At 58.4% G+C, this 18,731-nt stretch carries 23 protein-coding genes and 2 pseudogenes; 1 reads left to right on the top strand and 24 read right to left on the bottom strand.

The window, feature by feature from the left end; genetic code table 11:
- Positions 1 to 364 precede the first annotated feature (364 nt).
- The 14 genes and pseudogenes from ACIOWA_RS18300 to ACIOWA_RS18235 all read right to left on the bottom strand — a co-directional run bounded on the left by ACIOWA_RS18300 (position 365) and on the right by ACIOWA_RS18235 (position 10,320).
- Positions 365 to 958, bottom strand: a complete 594-nt coding sequence (locus tag ACIOWA_RS18300) for a tail assembly protein (RefSeq protein WP_401161150.1) — start codon at positions 956 to 958, stop codon at positions 365 to 367.
- Positions 959 to 1,018: 60 nt separating this feature from the next.
- Complete coding sequence (locus ACIOWA_RS18295) at positions 1,019 to 1,363, bottom strand: hypothetical protein (RefSeq protein WP_401161148.1); 345 nt, start codon at positions 1,361 to 1,363, stop codon at positions 1,019 to 1,021.
- A 2-nt stretch (positions 1,364 to 1,365) separates the two neighbouring features.
- Entirely contained in the window at positions 1,366 to 1,692 is a 327-nt protein-coding gene (locus ACIOWA_RS18290; RefSeq protein WP_401161146.1) for a hypothetical protein, read from the bottom strand.
- A gap of 377 nt (positions 1,693 to 2,069) precedes the next feature.
- On the bottom strand, positions 2,070 to 2,468 hold the full coding sequence (locus tag ACIOWA_RS18285) for a hypothetical protein (protein WP_401161144.1): 399 nt from the start codon (positions 2,466 to 2,468) through the stop codon (positions 2,070 to 2,072).
- Positions 2,469 to 2,542: 74 nt separating this feature from the next.
- Positions 2,543 to 3,307 carry a C40 family peptidase gene (locus tag ACIOWA_RS18280; RefSeq protein ID WP_401161142.1) on the bottom strand — a complete coding sequence of 255 codons (765 nt, stop codon included), beginning with the start codon at positions 3,305 to 3,307 and terminating at the stop codon, positions 2,543 to 2,545.
- Position 3,308: 1 nt separating this feature from the next.
- Positions 3,309 to 4,058, bottom strand: a complete 750-nt coding sequence (locus ACIOWA_RS18275; RefSeq protein WP_401161140.1) for a phage minor tail protein L — start codon at positions 4,056 to 4,058, stop codon at positions 3,309 to 3,311.
- 9 nt (positions 4,059 to 4,067) lie between these two features.
- The gene (locus ACIOWA_RS18270; RefSeq protein ID WP_401161138.1) at positions 4,068 to 4,406 is read right to left on the bottom strand and encodes a phage tail protein; all 339 of its coding nucleotides are present in this window, start codon (positions 4,404 to 4,406) and stop codon (positions 4,068 to 4,070) included.
- Positions 4,406 to 5,506: pseudogene (locus tag ACIOWA_RS18265) on the bottom strand (phage tail tape measure protein); the annotation flags it as partial. The gene ACIOWA_RS18270 and the pseudogene ACIOWA_RS18265, both read right to left, overlap by 1 nt.
- A gap of 969 nt (positions 5,507 to 6,475) precedes the next feature.
- Positions 6,476 to 7,564 (bottom strand): annotated as a pseudogene (locus ACIOWA_RS18260) (phage tail length tape measure family protein); the annotation flags it as partial.
- Positions 7,565 to 7,874: 310 nt separating this feature from the next.
- Positions 7,875 to 8,168, bottom strand: coding sequence for a DUF1799 domain-containing protein (locus tag ACIOWA_RS18255; protein ID WP_221729493.1), 294 nt, complete (start codon positions 8,166 to 8,168; stop codon positions 7,875 to 7,877).
- A gap of 17 nt (positions 8,169 to 8,185) precedes the next feature.
- Entirely contained in the window at positions 8,186 to 8,575 is a 390-nt protein-coding gene (locus ACIOWA_RS18250; protein WP_365068885.1) for a phage tail assembly chaperone, read from the bottom strand.
- Between the two features lie 3 nt (positions 8,576 to 8,578).
- Complete coding sequence (locus tag ACIOWA_RS18245; protein WP_401161136.1) at positions 8,579 to 9,235, bottom strand: phage tail protein; 657 nt, start codon at positions 9,233 to 9,235, stop codon at positions 8,579 to 8,581.
- Positions 9,236 to 9,307: 72 nt separating this feature from the next.
- Positions 9,308 to 9,727 (bottom strand): phage tail terminator-like protein, encoded by a 420-nt coding sequence (locus ACIOWA_RS18240; RefSeq protein WP_401161134.1) that lies wholly within the window; start codon positions 9,725 to 9,727, stop codon positions 9,308 to 9,310.
- Positions 9,724 to 10,320 (bottom strand): hypothetical protein, encoded by a 597-nt coding sequence (locus ACIOWA_RS18235; RefSeq protein ID WP_401161132.1) that lies wholly within the window; start codon positions 10,318 to 10,320, stop codon positions 9,724 to 9,726. Before ACIOWA_RS18235 ends, ACIOWA_RS18240 begins: the two co-directional genes overlap by 4 nt.
- 125 nt (positions 10,321 to 10,445) lie before the next feature.
- Here ACIOWA_RS18235 and ACIOWA_RS18230 point away from each other — a divergent pair, with 125 nt between their 5' ends.
- Positions 10,446 to 10,790: a hypothetical protein gene (locus ACIOWA_RS18230; protein WP_397479707.1), complete on the top strand. Its 345-nt coding sequence runs from the start codon at positions 10,446 to 10,448 to the stop codon at positions 10,788 to 10,790.
- Between the two features lie 75 nt (positions 10,791 to 10,865).
- Here ACIOWA_RS18230 and ACIOWA_RS18225 read toward each other — a convergent pair whose 3' ends face one another.
- The 10 genes from ACIOWA_RS18225 to ACIOWA_RS18180 form a co-directional block, all read right to left on the bottom strand.
- Positions 10,866 to 11,258: a hypothetical protein gene (locus tag ACIOWA_RS18225; protein ID WP_401161130.1), complete on the bottom strand. Its 393-nt coding sequence runs from the start codon at positions 11,256 to 11,258 to the stop codon at positions 10,866 to 10,868.
- A 2-nt stretch (positions 11,259 to 11,260) separates the two neighbouring features.
- A complete protein-coding gene (locus tag ACIOWA_RS18220; protein ID WP_401161128.1) occupies positions 11,261 to 11,638 on the bottom strand; it encodes a hypothetical protein in 378 nt (125 codons plus the stop codon).
- A 10-nt stretch (positions 11,639 to 11,648) separates the two neighbouring features.
- The gene (locus tag ACIOWA_RS18215; RefSeq protein ID WP_401161126.1) at positions 11,649 to 11,954 is read right to left on the bottom strand and encodes a HeH/LEM domain-containing protein; all 306 of its coding nucleotides are present in this window, start codon (positions 11,952 to 11,954) and stop codon (positions 11,649 to 11,651) included.
- Between the two features lie 55 nt (positions 11,955 to 12,009).
- Complete coding sequence (locus tag ACIOWA_RS18210) at positions 12,010 to 12,987, bottom strand: major capsid protein (RefSeq protein ID WP_401161124.1); 978 nt, start codon at positions 12,985 to 12,987, stop codon at positions 12,010 to 12,012.
- Positions 12,988 to 12,990: 3 nt separating this feature from the next.
- Positions 12,991 to 13,764 carry a hypothetical protein gene (locus tag ACIOWA_RS18205; protein WP_401161122.1) on the bottom strand — a complete coding sequence of 258 codons (774 nt, stop codon included), beginning with the start codon at positions 13,762 to 13,764 and terminating at the stop codon, positions 12,991 to 12,993.
- 82 nt (positions 13,765 to 13,846) lie between these two features.
- Positions 13,847 to 14,332: a DnaT-like ssDNA-binding protein gene (locus ACIOWA_RS18200; protein WP_401161120.1), complete on the bottom strand. Its 486-nt coding sequence runs from the start codon at positions 14,330 to 14,332 to the stop codon at positions 13,847 to 13,849.
- An 8-nt stretch (positions 14,333 to 14,340) separates the two neighbouring features.
- Positions 14,341 to 15,453, bottom strand: a complete 1,113-nt coding sequence (locus ACIOWA_RS18195; protein ID WP_401161118.1) for a minor capsid protein — start codon at positions 15,451 to 15,453, stop codon at positions 14,341 to 14,343.
- On the bottom strand, positions 15,371 to 16,831 hold the full coding sequence (locus tag ACIOWA_RS18190; protein WP_401161116.1) for a DUF4055 domain-containing protein: 1,461 nt from the start codon (positions 16,829 to 16,831) through the stop codon (positions 15,371 to 15,373). The genes ACIOWA_RS18195 and ACIOWA_RS18190 overlap by 83 nt, the downstream gene beginning before the upstream one ends.
- A complete protein-coding gene (locus ACIOWA_RS18185) occupies positions 16,831 to 18,168 on the bottom strand; it encodes a hypothetical protein (protein WP_401161114.1) in 1,338 nt (445 codons plus the stop codon). Before ACIOWA_RS18185 ends, ACIOWA_RS18190 begins: the two co-directional genes overlap by 1 nt.
- Positions 18,165 to 18,680 carry a DUF2280 domain-containing protein gene (locus ACIOWA_RS18180; RefSeq protein WP_250884707.1) on the bottom strand — a complete coding sequence of 172 codons (516 nt, stop codon included), beginning with the start codon at positions 18,678 to 18,680 and terminating at the stop codon, positions 18,165 to 18,167. Before ACIOWA_RS18180 ends, ACIOWA_RS18185 begins: the two co-directional genes overlap by 4 nt.
- Between the last annotated feature and the right edge of the window lie 51 nt (positions 18,681 to 18,731).

The raw sequence follows: 18,731 nt of genomic DNA, 5'->3' as shown, positions 1-18,731 counted from the left end.
AAAGTCGTGATGATAGAATTCGCATGCTAAGCCCTCCTACGATAAGGCGCTCGACTCAGTCATCAAGGAAATAAGTGCTGATGAAAAAAGCTCCAATTTGGCTACGAACAACCTTTTCGCTTCCGGTGTACGCAATTTCAGCCGTGTTGTGGATTTTCACTGCATACACAATCATCACATCTTCGGTAAAAATGCTCTCCAGATATGTAACGCCCCAACAGATTGGTCAGGGATTGGCCGAATTGCTTTTCGCTCTAGTGTTTGCCGCAGTTGGTAGCGGACTATGGATGCTTGCTAGATACATTCGGACGTCAAACTTTAAGAAGCAACCGCGCCCTTCCGTCTCCCCCCAGCCATAAACTTTTTACACTTTGTCTTCAGCCAAGATCGAGGCCGAGATGATCATCCCGCCCCACCGGCGCTCGCCGATGCAGATCGGTACCGGATTGCCGCTGGCTGTCGTGTTCTTCGCGCTGCCGAAGGCGTAGGACGGGGCGTTTTCGGGGGAGGCGCTCTGCTTCAATCCCGTCGCCTGCGGACTGAGAAGCTGCACTACACCACCGATCGTCAGACCAACGCCGGCTGAAAAGAGACTCGGCCCAGCACCGCCTGCAAAGAAAGAAGCAGCGATCAGCACCACTCCAATAATCGTTTGGAGTACTCCGGCGCGCTTGCTTCCCGTAATTACCGGGACGATACGGATTTCCTGTGTGCCCCCCAAAGAGAAATCCTTTTCGCCGACGTTCTTTCTGTTGCGGAAAATCGCGAAGCGCATGCCACGCAGATCTAAATCTTTGATCGCCTGCTCAAATCCATCGAGCGTGCATTTCAAAGCTTTGAAGGCCTCGCCAACTGACTTGGTTCCGAGCTCTCGGTAATGAGTTCGCCCGAACAGTTTTGCCAGCGGCCCAGATAGTAGGATGGTTGTCATTAATGGATTCGAAGCTGTCGCCGCCATTACGCTTTTTCTCCTGACGAAAAAAAACCGCCAAATGGCGGTTTGATTGAATTGATTGTGTCACAAACACTCGCGGACAGCGGCTTCCAGCGCGCCTCGCCCCCACATCTTAGACCAAGGCATCCGCTGGTATAACGCGACCTTGCTACCGGATCCAGCGCTGGAGATCTCGAGAACCTCATCGGTCATCATGTCGGTGGCAATCACCAAGCGAAATCCATTTTCGGTTTCAGAAATTGTCGCCGTCGAGCGCTGCTCTTGCCATTTTGGGAAGACGCAAAGTGCGTACTTCTTGGCCGACTTAGCAGTTGATGTGCTGATTGTCGGCTCATTCTTCTTTACGTCGCCGGGCGAGGCACACCCCGCCAACAGCGCTACCGCCAGCGCTCCTATCACAACCCGCATATTTACTCCTTATGGTCTCGCACGCTGAAGGTGCAGAAATAGAACGAAATTTTTTCGTCCTCGATATCCCTTAGCTCGTAACGGATTCTATCCAGACCGCGGTCGATGCGAGTTACGACGAGGTCCATGAATTGGGTTAGTCCGCCACCGAAGCCGCTTAGATTCAGTGAGCTGACATCATGAAATACAGCCGTCACACCCTTGGTTTCTGGATCCTCCGAGGAAGACATAGTCAGGCTGAGGTTGTACTTGAAATCCATCATTTCGAGCTTCATCGCAGCTACGCAATTGTGCTCGAAAAAGAGTTCGTTTAAGCGAAACAGCTCCATTTACGGCTCCGACTGCAGATCGGCTGAAGCACGCAGCGCTACTGCTCCAATACCAATTACAGTTGCGCTTGTGGTTTCGAGTCAGGGATCGACCTTCTCATCGAAAACTATTTGATACTGTTTTCTACCAGTGCCCTCAAGCAGGTCCTTCAGAGCTTGGGCTCGACGATCTAAGCAAGCTTTAAAACCTGAGCTTTCAGGGGGGCCGAAATCTAAGCAAGGGTCACGATTATCGAGTGGTTGCCTCTTTGGAGAACACCCCAACAAGAGCGCTATCGCCAACGCTCCTACGATGAATTTCATTCAAATCACTCCTGTGAAAATGCTGGCAATGTAACCTCCGCTGGAAGCGTGCAAAAATTTGTGCACTGAAAGGGTCAGGGTGCTGCTGTCTGCGCATGAGGGCTCGCAGGAACCGACTCCATATAGGCTTTAATGCAGATCAGCTTTGCCGACTTCATAAAGTCCTTAAGATCGTTCTGTTTTTCTTCAGCAGTGTCTCGTACGGGGTAGGTAAGCACCATCCGTGACAAACTTTCCCGCATGCTTTTTCTCGCCGCTGATGGCACTTCATATTGGTCCCGATCAAAATAAGGCGGCTCATTTGCCTGCCTGCCGAGCATTATCGCGCCAGCGTCGAGGGCTAGTTGCGAGCAATGGTCTATTTCGCCACGACTAAAAACTATCTTCCCACCGTCATCAGTCCAAGCCATTGCAGATGGGGAGCTGAGCAAAACAGCGCATGCAAGTGCAGTAGTTAGAAGCTTGTCGAGCATTGCGATTCATCGTCTGAAAAAAATGAGATTATCATTCGACGGTCTTTGCCTCCACCACGGAAAACTCTTCGACATTATGTGCTTAATCCTGCCCCCCTGTGCCTGAGAATCAGGCGTGTTCGGTCCAGCCACGGGCCACCGAAAACAATGACCTCCGACGGCCTGCCATACAAGTGATGCAACACAAACGGGCCGGGGCCGAAGGTCGCGGCATCCTCGCCGGACAACGCTGGATCGGCGCCGAGAAAGATCCCGGCGTGATTCGGGTAAACCGTCCGACCCACTTCCATCACAATCATGTCGCCGCGCTGCGGCTGGTCGACCCGATAGAAGCCGGCAGCTTCGTAGTTCGCCTCGTACAGACTGGTGTTGTCTTTGCTCTCCCACCAGCCGTCGGCGCGCTTAAAGGCTTCGAACTCCAGCCCCCACTCGCGCTTGTACCAGTCGGCGCAGACCTGCCAGCAGTCCCACGCGCCGTGCACGAAAGGCCGCTTCAGTAGCGGCACCTCACCGGACGGTATGACCGTTCGAAGATCGCCTTCGGGCCAGCTCAGGATGTGCCAGGGTAGCGCGGTGGCCTCGCACATGGCCAGGTCGCGCGGTGACGGGCGGCTGGTGGCATCCGGATGCGAATGCACCACACCGATCACCTCGCCGATGTCCTCAGCTGCCGCGTAATCCTCCGGGTCGATTCGAAACTCTTCGTTCGGCTCGGTTGAAACATTGCGGCACGGGTAGTACTGCTGCTTGCGGCCCACGGCCAGCAGCAGCCCGCAGCACTCTTTCGGGTACTCGGCCGCCGCGTGTGCCTGGATCGCGTTCAAAATGTGTTTACGCATATTAGCTCCGTGCGATCAGCGAAACGGCCGGGAAGCCACCGAACGGCAGCGGGTTACCCTCGCCGAAGCGAGGTATGCAGCCCTTGCCCAACGTGGCATCGCATTCATCCAGTTCCGGGTTATCGGTGATGACGCCGTCCTTCGTGACATGCGGGCCGGTGTAACCACAGTTAGGCCCGCGATAGCCGCCGGTGAGACACCAGTGGCAAAGGGTTGTGGCCTGCCGGCCAATCGATTCGTTGCCGACGTCGCCCGGGCTGGCCAATTCCCAACTGACGTTTTCCCCGTCCTCGTTCGTTTTCTGGTCGATGTACCAGACCTCGATCGTTTCTTGGGTGGGGTCTGCCGTAGGGTTGCCGGCCGGGAAGTTCGCCGCGTCCAGGTAAGTGCCCAGCGTGTGGCGCATCGTCAGCTTGAACTCGAGCAGATCCTCGAATGCCAGACAGAGCGCGGTGATGCGTCCGTTGACGTTGCCGACCGACAGCGTGGGCCGTACCGCTGTGCCGTCGCCGTTCGCTTCAATGCCGTCGATCTGCATCGGCCAGGCGCTGTATTCGTTGCCCTGCCAGTAGATCGCCTTCGCCGGCAACTGGTCCGCGTTGTCGCCGGCGGCGATGAGCTCGGCCGCGGTGTGCGGGATCGCGTGCCCATGAAAGCGCAGCACGTCCGCGCCATAGTCCGTGCCGTCCAATTCAAAGAGCAGCACTTCGCTGCCAGGTTCAAGCACCTGGATGTCACTGATCAGCGGCATGATTGCCCCTTATGGTTGGAATGCCCGTTCGAACGTGGCAGTGAGTTTGAAGACCCCGCCGCCCATTGGTGTGGGAGCGGGATTTTTGCAGGTGAACAGACCGAGTTCGCCGAGCGGTGTTGTCCAGAGAAACGCCCTCGCACCAGCGTGCCGGTCGAGGAACTTCATGATCTCCAACACCTTGGCCTTTTGACCTACGCAGGTAACCGGGTACGAGTCCTCCTTGTTGTTCGGTCCGTCTCCGACGTTTTGCGCGTAGCCATTGCCGAATTTCGAGGTGCGCACCCGATAATTGATATCGGGTGTTTCCCCGCGCTCGGTTGGCCAGGTGAATTTCTCGATGGCCATCAACCCCTCCCATTTGTCAGGCGCCAGATCGAACCGCCTGGCTGTAGCGCTCGGGCAATTGCGGTTTCCGCTTCAGTTTTTGCAGTCTGCTGGATACCTTTACCGAGCTGGTTCGATACCTCTTGCGAAACCCCGCCGCCCTCGCTGCCGGACGTCTGCACCGAGACAGCCACAGGGAAGTTGTAGGTGTTGCCGCCACCGGTACCGGATATTGCGGCCAGCGCCGGCCCACCACCGGAAGTCAGTGGCGTTACGCTGCCGCCATTCGCGCCAGTCATGAGGTAAGACCTGCCGCCCTGATTGAAAAGCTCGGGCCCCTTTTCGTTCACTTCGTAGAAAGTGTTCGGATCGACACCGCCGCCAACAGCACGACCACCACCGAAAGACACGGATGCAGAACTGGCATCAAACTGACTACCAAAACTCTGCGCTCCAGACTCCGCCGCGCCAGCCGTTGCAGCACCTGTAGCGCCGCTTCCACCAGTGAAATAACTCGTCGCTGCACCCACTACACTGCTCAGCAACGCCGAACTGGCCTGCCGAGTGGCAATGCGCGCCATATCCGCCAGAATCGATTTGGTGAAGTCGGCGAACGACAGCTTCCCGGTCATGGCGAAGTTGACGATCGCGTCCTCCATCGAGCTAAAGGCGTTGGTGAAAAGGCTTTTGGTTTGCCCGGCAACATCTCGCGCCGACTCCAGGTAGTTCTGCCACGCCGACGATGCACCGGAGCTCCAGTCCCCTTGGGCCGCCGTCATCTCGTCGTAATTGGCTTGAACCGTATCGTGCAGATCCTGTTGAGTGGTTTTAAGCGCTGCCAGCTTCCGGGTGTACTCGTCTAGGCTCATGCCTCGCGAGCCATCGCCATACTGGTTGGCCAGATCGAGCTTCTGCTGGTTGAAACGGTCGTCGATGGCGTTCTGCTGATCTGTCAGCCCGCGCTGCCGATCACCCTGGCCAAGCCCTGCCGCAGCTCTCTCCCCCTGCTGACGCAACGTTTCGACTTGCTGCTGCAATGCGTTGGTGTAGGTCTGAACCGCCTGCTCCTGCTTCCTGAGCCGACCTTGTTCATTCTTCGCCAGCACATCCAGTTCGCTGTCCGCCGCCTTCTGCGCCTTGATCATGTCAGTGCGCGCGTCGGCGATCTTCTGGTCGAGTTGAATGCGCTGCTCGGCGGAGGTGCTGGCCTTGGCCTTCGCCGCTTCAAGCGCCGCAATCTCGGCCTCATAAGCGGACGTGACCTCATCCCGCTCGTTGCCGATCAGCGCCTCGCGCTTCAATAGATATTCCTGCTGCGAGATCAGTCCGGCCTTCTGCGCGGCATCCAGTTGTTTCTGGGTGTTCGCATATTCGGCCTGGATTTCCTTGAGGGCATTCTGTGCGGCGTTGTAACCGGTGAGGTCGACCGCGCTGGCAGACGGCCCCTTCTGATCCTTGTTCTTGTCCTTGATATTCTGAAGCGTTTTCGCGACGAAATCGGCCTGGACCTTAGGGTCGTCAGGGTTGGCCTTTCTCAGCACCTCAACATCACGCAAATAGGCTTTCGTAAGCTTGTCGCGTTTCTCGGCGTTGGTCAGATTCGAGTCGCTGATCTGCTTGAGTCGCTGCTCGGCTTCGATACCCTCTTTCTGGGTTCGAACTTCATCTTCTTGAACCTTTACCCGCTGCTCGCCGGTGTAAACCATGAGCTGGAGTTGATAAAGCTCCTGTTTCGAATCCGCCAGTTTCTTTGCAGCGTCAGTGTCGTAAGGCGCAGCATTCACGGCGCTCTGTGCGTAAGCAACACTTTGCTTGAGTTCGGCGATACGTTTTGCCGGCCCTTCGTCACGCCCGATGTTCTTGAGCGCATCGAGCGACTTCTTGGCTTCATCAGTGATGCCCTTCCAGGCCTTTTCGATGGTCCCAAGGTTTTCGGTGATCTCGTTCGATCGACTTTTGACCGTATCGGCGTAACTGTCAGTCAGCAGTTTCGCGGCACCGATGGTGTCGCCCTGTTCCTTCAACGCGACAATCTGCGAGTAAACGGAAGCAGTCAGGAAGTGATACTGATCGTTCAGCTCTTTCGCCGCAGCGACCGGGTCTTTGGCGATTTTGACGAACTCGGCAATAGTCGCTTCGACCGACTTTCCGGTGGCATCCTCCATGGCTGCCGCTGCATCAGCGATATCCTTGAAGCTTCCGCTGGCAATCACGCCAGACGAAGCTAGCAGCGTGAGCGATGCAGCGGCTTCACCAGTGGTGCCATTGGTGACACTTACCTGCTGGGCCAGATCTGCCAGTTGCCCGGCAGTCGTTCCAGCAGCATTGCCGGTAAGAATCAGAGCCTTGTTGTATTCGTCAGCCTCTTTGCTGCCCTGGCTGTATCCGTAAATCAACGACCCGACGGCGGCGGCTGCCGCAACTACCGCGAGCGCCATCCCTGCGGCTCCCAACGTTACGCCGCTCATTGCTGGACGGATTGCGCCTACCGCGCGCTGCGCGTTCTCAGCCGCTTCAGCCGCTGTGTTGGAGCTTTCAGCAAGATCGGACAGACTCTCCCCTGCTTCGCCCGCATTCTCGGCGACCCCCTTCGCATTTATGGCGATATCGGCGAGCGATTCGCTCAATACCGCAGCACCGGCGCCGCCAGTGAAAAGCGAGCGGAATTTATCCTTCAGCGCCTCAAGAGTGGCACCTACACCACCGAACGAATCCTTGATCTGCCCGCCTTGCTGGATGAGCACCAACAAAGGGTTTTGCCCGCCGGCCAGGCTGGTGAAAATGTCCGTGAATTGCGCAGGCAATTGGCGCAGAGCCGCTTCGGTCTGCTTCGAACTGACGCCAGTCTTTTTCAGGCCGTCATCAAAGTCACCAAGCTTCTGCCGTGAGGCATCGATGCGGGTCGAATACTCGCGAAAGGTGTCCGCGTCGATCAGGCCGGCCGCCTTGTACTTCTGAAGTTGTGCCTGCTGCTGATCCAGCTTATCGAGAGCCGCGATGGCGGGATTGATTTTGCCTAGGAGCGCTTGCAGCCCTTCTGCTTGCACTCCCGTGGCAGCCGCTGCTTTCTTGGCCGCTTCCGCCTGCTTATCAGTCGACCCAACCAACGCGTCGGAATCAGCTTTCAATCTGCGGGCGAGTGCAGCAAGACTAGCTGCCGACGAACCAGTCGCATCCATCGCAGTCGAGCTTGTGCCTACGCTGGTAGTCAGGCGCTGGTAATACTCGCTCGAATCCAGAGAGGCCTTGGCCATCGCCGTCAGACGCTTCATAGCGTCGTCGGTGGACTCGGACAGTTTGCCTTCGGCCGTGGCCAGACCAGTGGACGCGGCAGCCGCTTTATCGAAACCAGCCGCCACACCATCTGCTGCTTTCTCAGCCTTCGCGCCGGCCTGCGCCAAGCGCTCCAGATCAGTAGCCGCCTGGACGGCCTCACCTGAATCTACGGCAAGGCCTAATTGCGCAATTGTGCCCGACATGAGTGCTCCATTACTTCGATTCGCTCATGACGAGCAGGGCCTCGACCTCCATTGCCTGAAGGTCTGGGAAAATCTCTCTGAGTTGTTTTCTGGATGTGCCGACGAAGTCGGAGACGTCTCGAAGAGCTGTGTAATCAAGGCCGGTAGCCCCGCCCATGCCGGTGCGCCATTGAGTAGTCATGGCGTTGAAGAGCACGAAGGCCGGCCAGTTTTCAGCCAGCACTTCGCACTCTTCTTCAGGGATGTCAGAGAGCGACAACCCGAACGCCGCCAAGTCCGCTTCAGATGGACTCGGCTGGTACATCAGGCGGGCGACCTTCGTCAGTTTCCCAAGCGTACTGCTGAGAAGGCCTTTTGGTAGGCATCGACAATCGCATCGCCGGCGCCTGCGGACGTTTCAACGAGTGCGCGAATCGATTCAGGGCTCAGCTTGTCTTCAAAGCCCCAGCCCGTGACCAGTTGGGTCACCTGCTCAATCTGCCGTTCGACGTGAGAGTCGGTGATCTCGATCAGAGTGAGGTCGTCACCCTTGGCCTTGAAACGCTCCTGATCTTCCTTCGCGCTTTCCTGCCAGCCAGCGAAGAGCTTTGCGAGCTCCTTGCGATCGCGATACTTGAACTCAAACGGCACCTTAATCGTGGTTCCGCCGACCCGAGGAATATCGACGTCGGCTTTGAAGGTAGGATTTTGGGCAATCTTAAACTTGGCCATGGGTTATACCGCCGCCGCGTAACGAGCCGGGCGACCAGTCAATGCGACACTGATAACGCGAGTCATCAGGTTGTTGCGCGACATGGTCGGAGTCGACGTGATCGACACGTAGCCGTTGTAAACGATGCTGCTGCCTCCCGGCAGGTTCAGGCGCAGAACACGGGGCTGCTTATCATCGTCGGCGGCCTCGCAGACATCGACATAGGGTTTGGAAGGATCGTCAGCGACCGTGATGGAAAGCGTGATCGGGTTCTTGGTGGTCGGCATCTGCCGATCATCATCGTCAGCCAGGAAGCCGTAAGTCAGGAACTGCTGATCGCCACCGGTGGAGTTCAGTTCGGTGATCTGTGAGATCTCGGTGAACGAGGTCACTTCGCGCGCAGAGCCGACGCCTGAACCTGCTGGGTATTGCTGCACGTTGGTGGTGTTTACGCCGCCCAGTGCGAAGGTGCCGCTGGCGATGTCCGCAACCCGAACGGCGCGACCGTCGAGACGGGTCCAGCCGGAGTTCACGGCGATGATGTCACCTTCGGCCAGGCCATGCGCCAAAGCTGAGGCCACCGCCGGGTTCGCGTTGCTCAGCGTGGTGAATGGGATTGCCGACCCGTAGGCGGAAGCAATTTCGAAAGTTGCGCCGTTGGGCATTTGGATGCCGGCCATGGGTGTTTCCTCTTTTCAGAAATGACAAAACCCGCACAGAGGCGGGTTTCAGGGTTTGCCCAACGGGCGTAATCAGATGGCGATGTCTGCTCGGTATTCGAACGACACCGGCACGGTAAATGTGGGTGGATCGGGGATGCCCGGGCCGGGGTCGACCGGCGTCATGGTCACCACTGTCAGCGCGCCCTTTGTGTTCCGCTCGTACAGCGGGAACAAGGCGGCGATCTGGTCAGCCAGCGCACCGGCCGCGCCACGGTACTTGCCGGATGGAATGACGATGCTGACCTGAAACACTCCGGTGTACAGCTTGTGGTCGCCGGCAAGCGTGTTGCTTGCGGTGTCGGCTGGCAGAGTGAATGCTCGCAGGTAAGTGACGCCGTTGACGGGCGTGTAAGCCTCGTTCTCCACGACGACCTTCAGCGGTACCGGCAATGCTTTAGCCCAGTTGATCAGCCTGGCTTCGAATATCGAAGCGATGAGGTTATGGCTCATACCTGGTTGTTCCTGATGGCCTCCAGCACGATCTGCTGGAAGCGGGCCACGGTAACGCGGACCATCCCGCTCGGTGCCTGGGTCGAATGCCCAAACTCCAGCGGGATGGCGTATCCAAGGCTGTTGGTGATGTAGCAGGTGTCACCCGCCTTGAACTCGATTGCGCCGGAAACGATCCGCGCCGTTGATTTGGCCCCGCTGGGGTCAACCTCTTCGGTAGTGGTGCTATCTGGCGCGCCGATGTTGAACATCCAGTTGCCCCGGAACCGGCCGCCGACGTAGCCACTCGGCGCGCTGATATCCATGCCGTCGTGAAGCTTTCGCCCGGGCTTGAGCCGGCCGGCCTTCGTCAAATTGGCCGGATCATTCCGCAGTCCGCTGTTGTGATCCTCGACAGCCTTGTTGTACTGACTCGCGACGGCGTTCTGCGCCCAGATCTCGGGGTTTCCTACCGGTGACATGCGAATGAGGCTGTTGCCAACCTTGATGATGATCTCGCGAAGGCTGGCGTCGATGGCCTCCTTGGCCTGCGCCGCGAACTCGGCGAGACTCAAAGCGAAACTGCCGGACTGTCCGGCGCCTGCCCGGCTCACGACCGCGCCTGCAGATACAAGATCGGGTTGTTATGCAGATTGAGCTTTCTCGTGCCTCGACTGATAATTCCTGAAGCCAAGTTGGCCAATCCCTCATAGAACCATCGCATAAGGAAATCCTCTCTATGAAAAAGCCGCATACTCAACGATCTAGCATCCCTAGCCACGGACGCAATTTTGGCGAACAGGCAGCCAAAAATATCGAGAACGCAAGGAAGCAAGTACTCGCTGACACGGCCAAGGGCAAAAATCTTACTCAGAGCGTAAAAAACCTCCGGGATGCCGTTGCGGCTAGTTGTAGAGAATCTCACCCAGAATGGGTAACAAAGTTTGCAACAGGTAAAATGCCTGCTGACCTGCAACTTTCTGACGAAACCATCGAACTTTTAATTGTGCTTGAGCAAGAACTCAGGGATGGACAGGTGAATCCAGAAACGCTAGACAAGCTGGACGAAATGCTTAGTTATTAGGCTTTCAAAATCACGCGCAGATTGAGTAAGCAGCGGAAAAAGTCTAAATGAAAGGTATCAGTTTCCTATTGTCTTTCACTTCCTCAGTTGCGCCGTCCACGTTGCATCAGCAGGGTCCGCAGACACGTTCATCACCCGCAGCCCGTTGACGATATCGCCGATGGCCGGCGCTGCCGGTACCGCCGTAGGCACACCGCCCTCTAACACGAATAGCTCGTTTTGCAGCACCAGCAGCTTCTTGTCGGTGGTCTGGATGAGGGAGCCGTCGATTTCCTTGGACAGATAGCTGCCCAAGACGCCGCGTCCGGTATAAGTCACAATGGTCTCCGGCGTTTCGCCGTCCAGGTCCGGGTCATACTCGCCAGCGACCTTGCGAACGCCTGTCACCGGCTTGACTGCATCGGCCAAGCCATCTGGATCATCGAACGCTTCAGCCAGTTCAGCCTGGATCTCTTCGCGCATGCCCATGATCAGATCCTTTTCAGCATCATCACGCCGGAGCGCTTGATCCACGGCGCAAGCAGCGCCAGCGCGAAGTTCACGCCCGCCGACTGATCGGTAGAGCCTGCCACGTAGGTCTTGCTCACCGACGTGCCGGACTGCGCCGATACCGTCTTGCTCTGCACTTCCTTCTGCGTGGACGTGTACAGCTTGCCCGCCGCCGCCTCTTTGGCGACCTGAGCGCCGGCTGTTTTGATCTCGTCCGGAACCGGATCTGGAACAGCCCGCTTAATCTTGGTCGTGAGCCAGGCGTTGGCCATGGTCACGGCAAGGACTGGATCACCGGTGCCGGCCCAGCCAGAACCGAGCTTGGCGTCAACATCGGCGACGGTGATGAAGTCAGTCATGTGCTTGTCCTTATTCAGCCGGCACCAAGGCCTGCAAATCTTCTTTCTTGGCGGTCGGATCGAAGGCGATGCCCTTCTCGGTCAGCCATTCTTTCAGCTGGGAAACTTTCATTTTCAGAGGGTCGGTTTCCGGGGCTTCCTGCTCATTGCCGTCGGATACCGTAATGCCAACCGCTTGGTATGCATCGACGATTCCCGGGGCATCGCCATCGACGACCACCTCGGTAGCGGAGCCGATGACACCAAAGAATTCGCTCAGCAGGCGGTAGCACACGCCACGCTCTTTGCCCGGCTTGTCCGTGTAGATCACTTTCATAAGTCACCTCAAAAGCATCCTGGCGCCATACGGGCGCCAGGCTTTGTGGGCCGAGTTACGGCGTGGTGGTACCGCTGATCACGGCGGCGAACGGAACCTGCTTGCGGCTGAACACGCGCTGCCAGTTGGCCGCGGCGGCGTATTGGGTCGCGGTCGGGCTAGCGTTCTGGGCTTCAGAACCCTTCCAACTGAAACCAGCAGGCTGGAGGATGTAAGTCTTCCGCTCCCACAGAACTTCCGCACCGCCACCGTTGCCGCCACCTGGCTTACGCTCCAGCTCGACCGGCACCTTTGGAGCGCCTTCGCCGTAGCCGAAAGCGCCTTGGCCGAAGAACACCGACAGGTATTTGCCAGCGCCATAGACCAGACCGTCATCCATAAACACAGGCTTGCCCAGGTAGGTGGCAAGGATGATCTTGCCGTCGGAGTCGCGCAGGTACTCGATCAGGTTTTGCTTGACCATCTGGTTCATCACGACCGAGTGCACGCCGATCGCGCCGAACTGATCAGCAGCATCGCCCGCCGTGAACGCAGCGTCTTGGAAGGCATTGGCGTTGATGGTCGCGCCCGCGTCGATGACCATGTCACCGCCGTTATTGGCGATGTTCGAGGCGATGATGCCGCGAGCGGCACCCAGGGTGTAGCGCTGCCACTGACGAGTCCAGTAGGTGCCGAAGCGGTTGCGGATCTGCTGTTGTGGTTCGGTGTTGGCCAGCTCCGCAGTCAGATCGGTTACGCCGTAGCCTTTGTTGAGGTACAGGACACGGGCGCGCATGCTGTCCTGCTCGACTTTGCCTACCTCACCCTGATCGTTCGGGTCATCGTTGCTGATGTTCGGGGCTTCATCGGCGTTGAGATCTTGCCAGTAGCTGATCTCGGCGGTGCCTTGGCTTCCGGAGGCGATCGCGTCCAGCACAGGCGAGCGAGTCACAATGCCCGACTCGTAAACAGCGGTCTTTTCCGGGCTGTTAACCGGTGCCAGGGAGGCGTAGTAGTCGCCGACGAAGATGTCGGTCAGTTGGGTAGTTGCCATGGATTAGGTTCCTTTGGTGGCCTGGATTTTCTTGAACAGCTCGGGGTTGTCACGGGCGATCGCAGCGCGCTCGGTTTCCGTGTACTCGCCCCATTTTTTCGTGGCCTTGCCACCTTGATCGCCGGTAGGGCCGGCACCCTGAGCCCTTGGCCACAGGTGTGTTGCTGTTTCACGCAGCGATTCCGCCCATTCGAGCGGCGACAGCGGGGTTTTCCCGTCCTTCCCGTAAACGACCTCGCCGTCACGGTCCGTGGCAATCGCCTCGCCGTCTTCACTGAGTTTAAAAGTGCCCCGGGCGCGCAGGATTATGTCCTCGGCAGCCTCAGGGAGTGCGCCGGCCTTGATGGCAGCTGCGCGGATGGAATCAGCCAGCACCTTGTCGCTGTACTTGGCAGCGAACGCCTCGGCCTTGTCGGCGCGCTCATTGGCGGCCTTGATTTGCTTATCGGAGTCGGTGCGCAAGCGCTCGGTGCGGCGGTTGATCACCTCATCGAGCTTGCCTTCGGCAATCAGCTTCGTTTCTTCGTCTTGGCCGACCTTTGTGAGCAAGCCTTTCACCGCGTCAATATCCAGGCCTTCAAACTGACCTTTCAGCTTGTCCAATTCGGTCTTGATGGTCCGATTGGAACCCAGCAATTCCTGATTCTTGGACTTGAGCCCGTTTACTTCCTTGTCCAGATAATCCTGAACCTTTCCGCCAAGCGCCTCCTGAAGGGCTGCGGTCTGAGTTGCGTCGAGGGTGAGGCCAGCGGCGGCCGGGTCAAATTCAAATGGCATGGGTATCCCCTGGGGATTGGTTGGCCCGCCTGACGGGCATAAAAAAACCGCCCATTGGGCGGCTTGGTGTGAATTCTGTGGTTTATCGGACTAGCGAAAGCCCGCGCATGACCAGGTAATCAGCGAACTGCGTCCTGCTCGGGGCATATGGCGGCGGGCGCATGCGCAATCCGGGCGTATCGCGGCTCAACCGCGTGCGCCGGCCGTTTGGTTCAGTGCAGTGAGTTGGCTCTTCGATCTGGAAGCCCTGCTCGGCGGCGAACAACTCGACCGCCAGCCGTACTTGGCCCCATTCGAGTTCAAAGGGCACGAATGTCTCTGAGAGCGTCTGGTATTCGATCTTGCAGTCGCGCCGCGGCCAGGCCATAGCCTGATCGGGATTGGCCTTACCGCCCTTCCATTGACGAGCGTTGATATCGGCTGCGGCGCGCAGCAGCAGTTCGACCTGATCGGCCTCGGCTTCAGGAATATGGAACCCGTAGTAGTCGCGGTAGAAGGTCAGCTTCTCCAGCGGCACGAAGCTATTCGCGTCTGGCCTGCCCTTCCCGTCCTCAACGATGATCTGCATGCGCTATCTCAACTCGGTTGAGCGCCGAGTGTAACGCCTGCTCGGGTGAACATGTCGGGTTCCACATCTTTCAGTTGCGCCAGTGTCAGCGGTTTGAACGACTTATCGAGTTGCAGCTTGGCGAACTTCTCAGGAGTCAGACCGCCATTGCGGAACAACTTGGCCCGCACCGGGCCGAGCGCATGATCCTGAAAGCTCGCCGGCTGCGTTGCCAGCCACTCGTAATAGTTCAGGCTGGCATCGACCTGCGCGCCGCCGTTCTCGCCTACCGAGGCGCGCGTGGCGTCCTTGGCAAACGTCTCCGAAAGCTTGGTGGTCGGCACCGTAGTCGACCGGCAGTTGATGTGCGCCGGCGGCAAAGGCCCCTTGCCCAAATCGAAGCGCATGCCGTCCAGGCCCTTGCACTGCTGTGAGGTCTTGCGGTCGAGCGTCGAAACCCACCGATAGCCCAGCACCACGTCACTATTGGCCTTCAACGTTTCCATCCGTGCCGTGGTGGCCACATGCTGGATCGCAGTCTGCACCACAGAGGCGGCGTTGCGATTGTTCACCGCAAGAATGCCGTCCGTAAAGTTTTGCGCTGCGGTACCGCGAATAGCCTGGATGATCTGAGCGTTGGTCTGGCCCTGGCCGAAGCCGAGGCGGATGGTGTTCGTGACCCGCATCGTCTCGGTGCGCGACCAGCCGCCGATGAAGCTCTTCAGCAACTTGCCGCCATCGATGCCCTTCACCTGCAGCGGATAGGAGAACACCGCCGCTCGGATCACGGCGTTGGTCGGAACGACCGCGTCAATTGACAGCGCGTTGCTCAAGCTTTTGGCCTCGAAGGTCGACTCATACAGCGCGATGTCGACCAGATCGGCCTGCACCAGGTCGCCGTAGGCCTTGTAGATGCCCAGCAGTTTGCCGTCCACCCGGGCCAGAAACTGCTCAAGACGGTCCCGGCTGTAGGTGGTCAGCTCCTTGCGGGTCAACTGCTCCCGCACCAGCTTGTCGATCTGGCGCAGGTACTTCTCGAATTTTTTGACCTCGCCAGCCTTAAGCCGCTCCAGCATTACCGAGTGACGGGTCGTCTGCTCCAGAAGTTGGCTGTCCGCCTGCGCTTGGCTTGTCGTTGGCATCTTCTTTGTCCAGGTTGATGCCGGCCGACTCGCGCTCATCGCTGATCAGGTCGGCTTCGTCTTCATATGGGCGATCAGGCAGCTTGCCGGTCGTGAGGTACTGCCAGTAGGTGTCGACGCTGATCGTTCCGGCCATCACACCTTTCAGCAGCTCGGCGAGCACCTGGGCGTCGACCACCGGGGTCACGAACTCAGGGTTCACCTTGAACTTGACCTGCTTAGGGTCGTAGCCCTTCCACTCGGCGGCGTATCGCAAGCCCTGCTCCACCGCCTCGGCCACCGTGATGACGATGCTGTGCAATGTGGCGTGCTGGTCGTTCTGACGCGTCTTGCGCGCCTCGCCCGACTCGGTGCCGGCCACATCCATGACCTTGGCGCCTGCCTCAAGCGCGGCGTTCTTCTGGTCATCCATGGCTTTGCGGTTGGCTTCAATGCCGGTGCCCTTGAATTCAAGGTATTCAGCCTTTCCGTTCGGCCCAAGATCCCAGGCAGCGGATGGACCGGTTACGCTCAACTCCACCGCCTCATCCAAACCCGACACCCACGGCTGCGGATGACTGGTCTGGTGCAGAGAGCTGAAATAGTCAGCGCTGATCTGATAGGACTTCAACGCGGCCCGCGCCATGGTGAGCAGCGGCACCTCGTCTACGTCCGGTGAATTGTCAGTCGAGCCGCAGTAGATGACGGGCAAATAGGCCAGGCCTTTGACGAGACGGTTGTCGGTACCGGTGGTGCCCAGCGGGCGTTCGTCGTCGATCAGCTCGCCAGCCTCGTTGCGCACGGCCGTGTAGCAGACCTCGCCCAGCATGAAGAACTCACGGAAAACCGTGATGCAGTCATGGCTGTAGCGATCGCCGCCCTTCTTGCGGAACTCGCGGAATACAGAAAGCACCAGGTCCTGCCGGCCGCCTTGATCGGCGGTGTCCCAGTTGATCGCGTTGCGCGTTGCGTAGGTCGAGAAGTAAGGCTCGCCGCTATCATCGATGTTCACCACCAGGGGCACCCGGCCATGGGAAATGGCCTGGCGCACTAGGCGGAAGAACAACTGCTTCAGGCCGAAGCCGTCGGCTGTGGCGTTGTCCTCCAGCCCCTTCAGCCCGGCGGGTAGCTCAATCTCCGGGATAAGCCGCGAGACCAGGCCCATCATCGACCGCAGCGAGTCGCGCACCCAGTGCTCGTACTGAGCCCGGTTCGTGTAGCTCTCGTACAGGTACTTGTTGCCGGCGCCGTCGATCTTTTCAGCTTCGACCATGCCGCTTGGCTTTGGCAAGTTGCGCTCGTTGCGCTTTACGGCGCACTCACCCTCGAGCGCGTCGTCCATCATCTCCCACTCAGCGATGTGCGCGTCGTAGTCGGGGTTTGTCGATTGCACTGGCATCAGGCCAAGCCTCCAATTCGGCGTGTTCCGCCTGTGCGTTTGATGCACGGCCACTCAACGTCGATGCAATAGCCGATCGCCGTAGTGATGTGCTGGTAGTCGTTTTTCTGGTCTTCCTGAAACGTTGAACCGGCCTGAAGCTGAACCGTGCTCAAGCCCTTGTGGCACCAGGGCGCGGTAACTGGGTTGATGAACAGGCTTGTTTCGCCTGAGGCGGTCAGGATCTTCGCCCGTACGGCGTTCTGCCGGTCCTTGATGGACGGGTGCGCCGGCTTGACCTTGCGCGTGTACGTCCAGCCATTGGCCTTCAGCACGCCCTCGATGTCGGTGTAGTCGGATGCGTGGCCGTGCTTCTCGCCCGCCTTGCCCGCCGGGTCGCCGTAGATCAGGACGTGTTTGTTCTTGTGATCCTTGAACTTGTCTACGAACTCAGCAGCTGACTGCTTCGAAACGGCGCTGATCAGCACGATCTCATCCAGCAGATAGAGGTCTTTGCCTTCATTGCGCCGGACACCGATCGCTGATGACAGAGGGGTATAGTTTTGGTCGTGCATCCACATCAGTTGCTCATGCGGCTCAATGGCTGCATCGGTGATGTTCGCCTTGCTGTAGTCCTCGTAGATCCGGCCAGACGCCGTTTCGAACGATGCTTCAAATTCCTGCTTGAACTGCTTGGCCGACATGGCCCGCTTCATTGCGTCCATTACGTCAGCCGGCAGAATCTCGGCCGATTTCCAATGGAACACCCGGAAGTTTGGGTCATTGCCCGACTCAGCCTGCATGCACAGGTCGTAGTAGTGGTTCAAGCCGTCAGGTACGCCGAGCAACCAGCACCAGGCCCGGTAATCCGGCATGGTTGGGTTGACGGTGTTCAGCGCCGGGAGAATGTTTGCCTCCCAGGCGTCCGGCTTAATGTCGGCGAATTCGTCAATTCCCCCGCCAGTCCACGGGATACCCTCAATCCGCTGCGGCTTGTCCAGGCCGATGACGTGAATCTCGCTACCGTTGTCCAGGTAGATGATCAGGTCCGACTCGGACGGCCGGCGACTGTGCATGCAGCACAGCGTGAAGGCCTTGAGGTCATCCCAGAAGATCTTCTTGGCTTGGGCGTGCGTTGGTGCGGCGGCGAAGTACATGCCGGTGTACGCTGATGCCTGCTTCACCACGAAGCGCTTGAAACGCTCAGTCTTGCCGCTACGACGACCAGCAGGCACCAGCGGGAAGCGAATGCCTTCTGACACAGCGGCCACCAAGGCGAGCTGCACCGGGTGATCCTTGAGCGGGTACCAACGAGACAACTGACGATCCAGCATCAGGTTGCCAGTGTTCGCGATCATGACGGGAGCCTCGCGATCAGGTCAGCCAGCAGCTGGGCATTGGAGTTGCCACCGCCCTTCTCTATCAGCTTGAGTTCGGCCTTACGCTTCTCGATCTCAAGACGTTTGATTTCTTCATCTAGCGACTTGTCAGGCTCAACGCGGCGATTGACGTAGACGTCACCCGTCTCTTTGGCTGCTTGCTCGTAAAGCTGGGCAGTCAGCGCCAGGTTGCGCATGCTCTCGGCTTTCTCAGCCATACGCCCAAGACCGCGAAGCCGGTACGCACGGTTGGCAATGGGGATATCGGTTGTCTCTTCACGGAATCGCTTGCGAGCAGCGTGGAACAGGTCCACCCAGGTCTTGCCAAGCTTCTGCCCGGCAAACTTTGTCGGGTCGTGCGTTTCGCATTGCTGGCGGGTGATCTCAATCCCGAATTCTGTCTTGACCGCTGCTACCACCTGGGATGGCGTATCGAAGCAGGCCAGAGCCTGAACGATAAAGGCTTTGACCTCGCTTCGTAGTACTGCCATAGGGTTGTCATCCGTCAATACCTGTCATGGAATCAGGCCGACTTGAGCAGA

The organism is Pseudomonas sp. NPDC087614 (genome assembly GCF_044743485.1).
Lineage (GTDB): Bacteria > Pseudomonadota > Gammaproteobacteria > Pseudomonadales > Pseudomonadaceae > Aquipseudomonas > Aquipseudomonas baetica_A.
Note: the sequence above shows the minus strand (reverse complement) of the source record. Positions and strands in the feature narration are given on the sequence as shown.

Bases quoted from the DNA above. Each gene is read 5' to 3' on its own strand.
- ACIOWA_RS18300 (WP_401161150.1), bottom strand. From the start codon at position 958: ATGGCGGCGACAGCTTCGAATCCATTAATGACAACCATCCTACTATCT.
- ACIOWA_RS18295 (WP_401161148.1), bottom strand. From the start codon at position 1,363: ATGCGGGTTGTGATAGGAGCGCTGGCGGTAGCGCTGTTGGCGGGGTGT.
- ACIOWA_RS18290 (WP_401161146.1), bottom strand. From the start codon at position 1,692: ATGGAGCTGTTTCGCTTAAACGAACTCTTTTTCGAGCACAATTGCGTA.
- ACIOWA_RS18285 (WP_401161144.1), bottom strand. From the start codon at position 2,468: ATGCTCGACAAGCTTCTAACTACTGCACTTGCATGCGCTGTTTTGCTC.
- ACIOWA_RS18280 (WP_401161142.1), bottom strand. From the start codon at position 3,307: ATGCGTAAACACATTTTGAACGCGATCCAGGCACACGCGGCGGCCGAG.
- ACIOWA_RS18275 (WP_401161140.1), bottom strand. From the start codon at position 4,058: ATGCCGCTGATCAGTGACATCCAGGTGCTTGAACCTGGCAGCGAAGTG.
- ACIOWA_RS18270 (WP_401161138.1), bottom strand. From the start codon at position 4,406: ATGGCCATCGAGAAATTCACCTGGCCAACCGAGCGCGGGGAAACACCC.
- ACIOWA_RS18255 (WP_221729493.1), bottom strand. From the start codon at position 8,168: ATGTACCAGCCGAGTCCATCTGAAGCGGACTTGGCGGCGTTCGGGTTG.
- ACIOWA_RS18250 (WP_365068885.1), bottom strand. From the start codon at position 8,575: ATGGCCAAGTTTAAGATTGCCCAAAATCCTACCTTCAAAGCCGACGTC.
- ACIOWA_RS18245 (WP_401161136.1), bottom strand. From the start codon at position 9,235: ATGGCCGGCATCCAAATGCCCAACGGCGCAACTTTCGAAATTGCTTCC.
- ACIOWA_RS18240 (WP_401161134.1), bottom strand. From the start codon at position 9,727: ATGAGCCATAACCTCATCGCTTCGATATTCGAAGCCAGGCTGATCAAC.
- ACIOWA_RS18230 (WP_397479707.1), top strand. From the start codon at position 10,446: ATGAAAAAGCCGCATACTCAACGATCTAGCATCCCTAGCCACGGACGC.
- ACIOWA_RS18225 (WP_401161130.1), bottom strand. From the start codon at position 11,258: ATGGGCATGCGCGAAGAGATCCAGGCTGAACTGGCTGAAGCGTTCGAT.
- ACIOWA_RS18220 (WP_401161128.1), bottom strand. From the start codon at position 11,638: ATGACTGACTTCATCACCGTCGCCGATGTTGACGCCAAGCTCGGTTCT.
- ACIOWA_RS18215 (WP_401161126.1), bottom strand. From the start codon at position 11,954: ATGAAAGTGATCTACACGGACAAGCCGGGCAAAGAGCGTGGCGTGTGC.
- ACIOWA_RS18210 (WP_401161124.1), bottom strand. From the start codon at position 12,987: ATGGCAACTACCCAACTGACCGACATCTTCGTCGGCGACTACTACGCC.
- ACIOWA_RS18205 (WP_401161122.1), bottom strand. From the start codon at position 13,764: ATGCCATTTGAATTTGACCCGGCCGCCGCTGGCCTCACCCTCGACGCA.
- ACIOWA_RS18200 (WP_401161120.1), bottom strand. From the start codon at position 14,332: ATGCAGATCATCGTTGAGGACGGGAAGGGCAGGCCAGACGCGAATAGC.
- ACIOWA_RS18195 (WP_401161118.1), bottom strand. From the start codon at position 15,453: ATGCCAACGACAAGCCAAGCGCAGGCGGACAGCCAACTTCTGGAGCAG.
- ACIOWA_RS18190 (WP_401161116.1), bottom strand. From the start codon at position 16,831: ATGCCAGTGCAATCGACAAACCCCGACTACGACGCGCACATCGCTGAG.
- ACIOWA_RS18185 (WP_401161114.1), bottom strand. From the start codon at position 18,168: ATGATCGCGAACACTGGCAACCTGATGCTGGATCGTCAGTTGTCTCGT.
- ACIOWA_RS18180 (WP_250884707.1), bottom strand. From the start codon at position 18,680: ATGGCAGTACTACGAAGCGAGGTCAAAGCCTTTATCGTTCAGGCTCTG.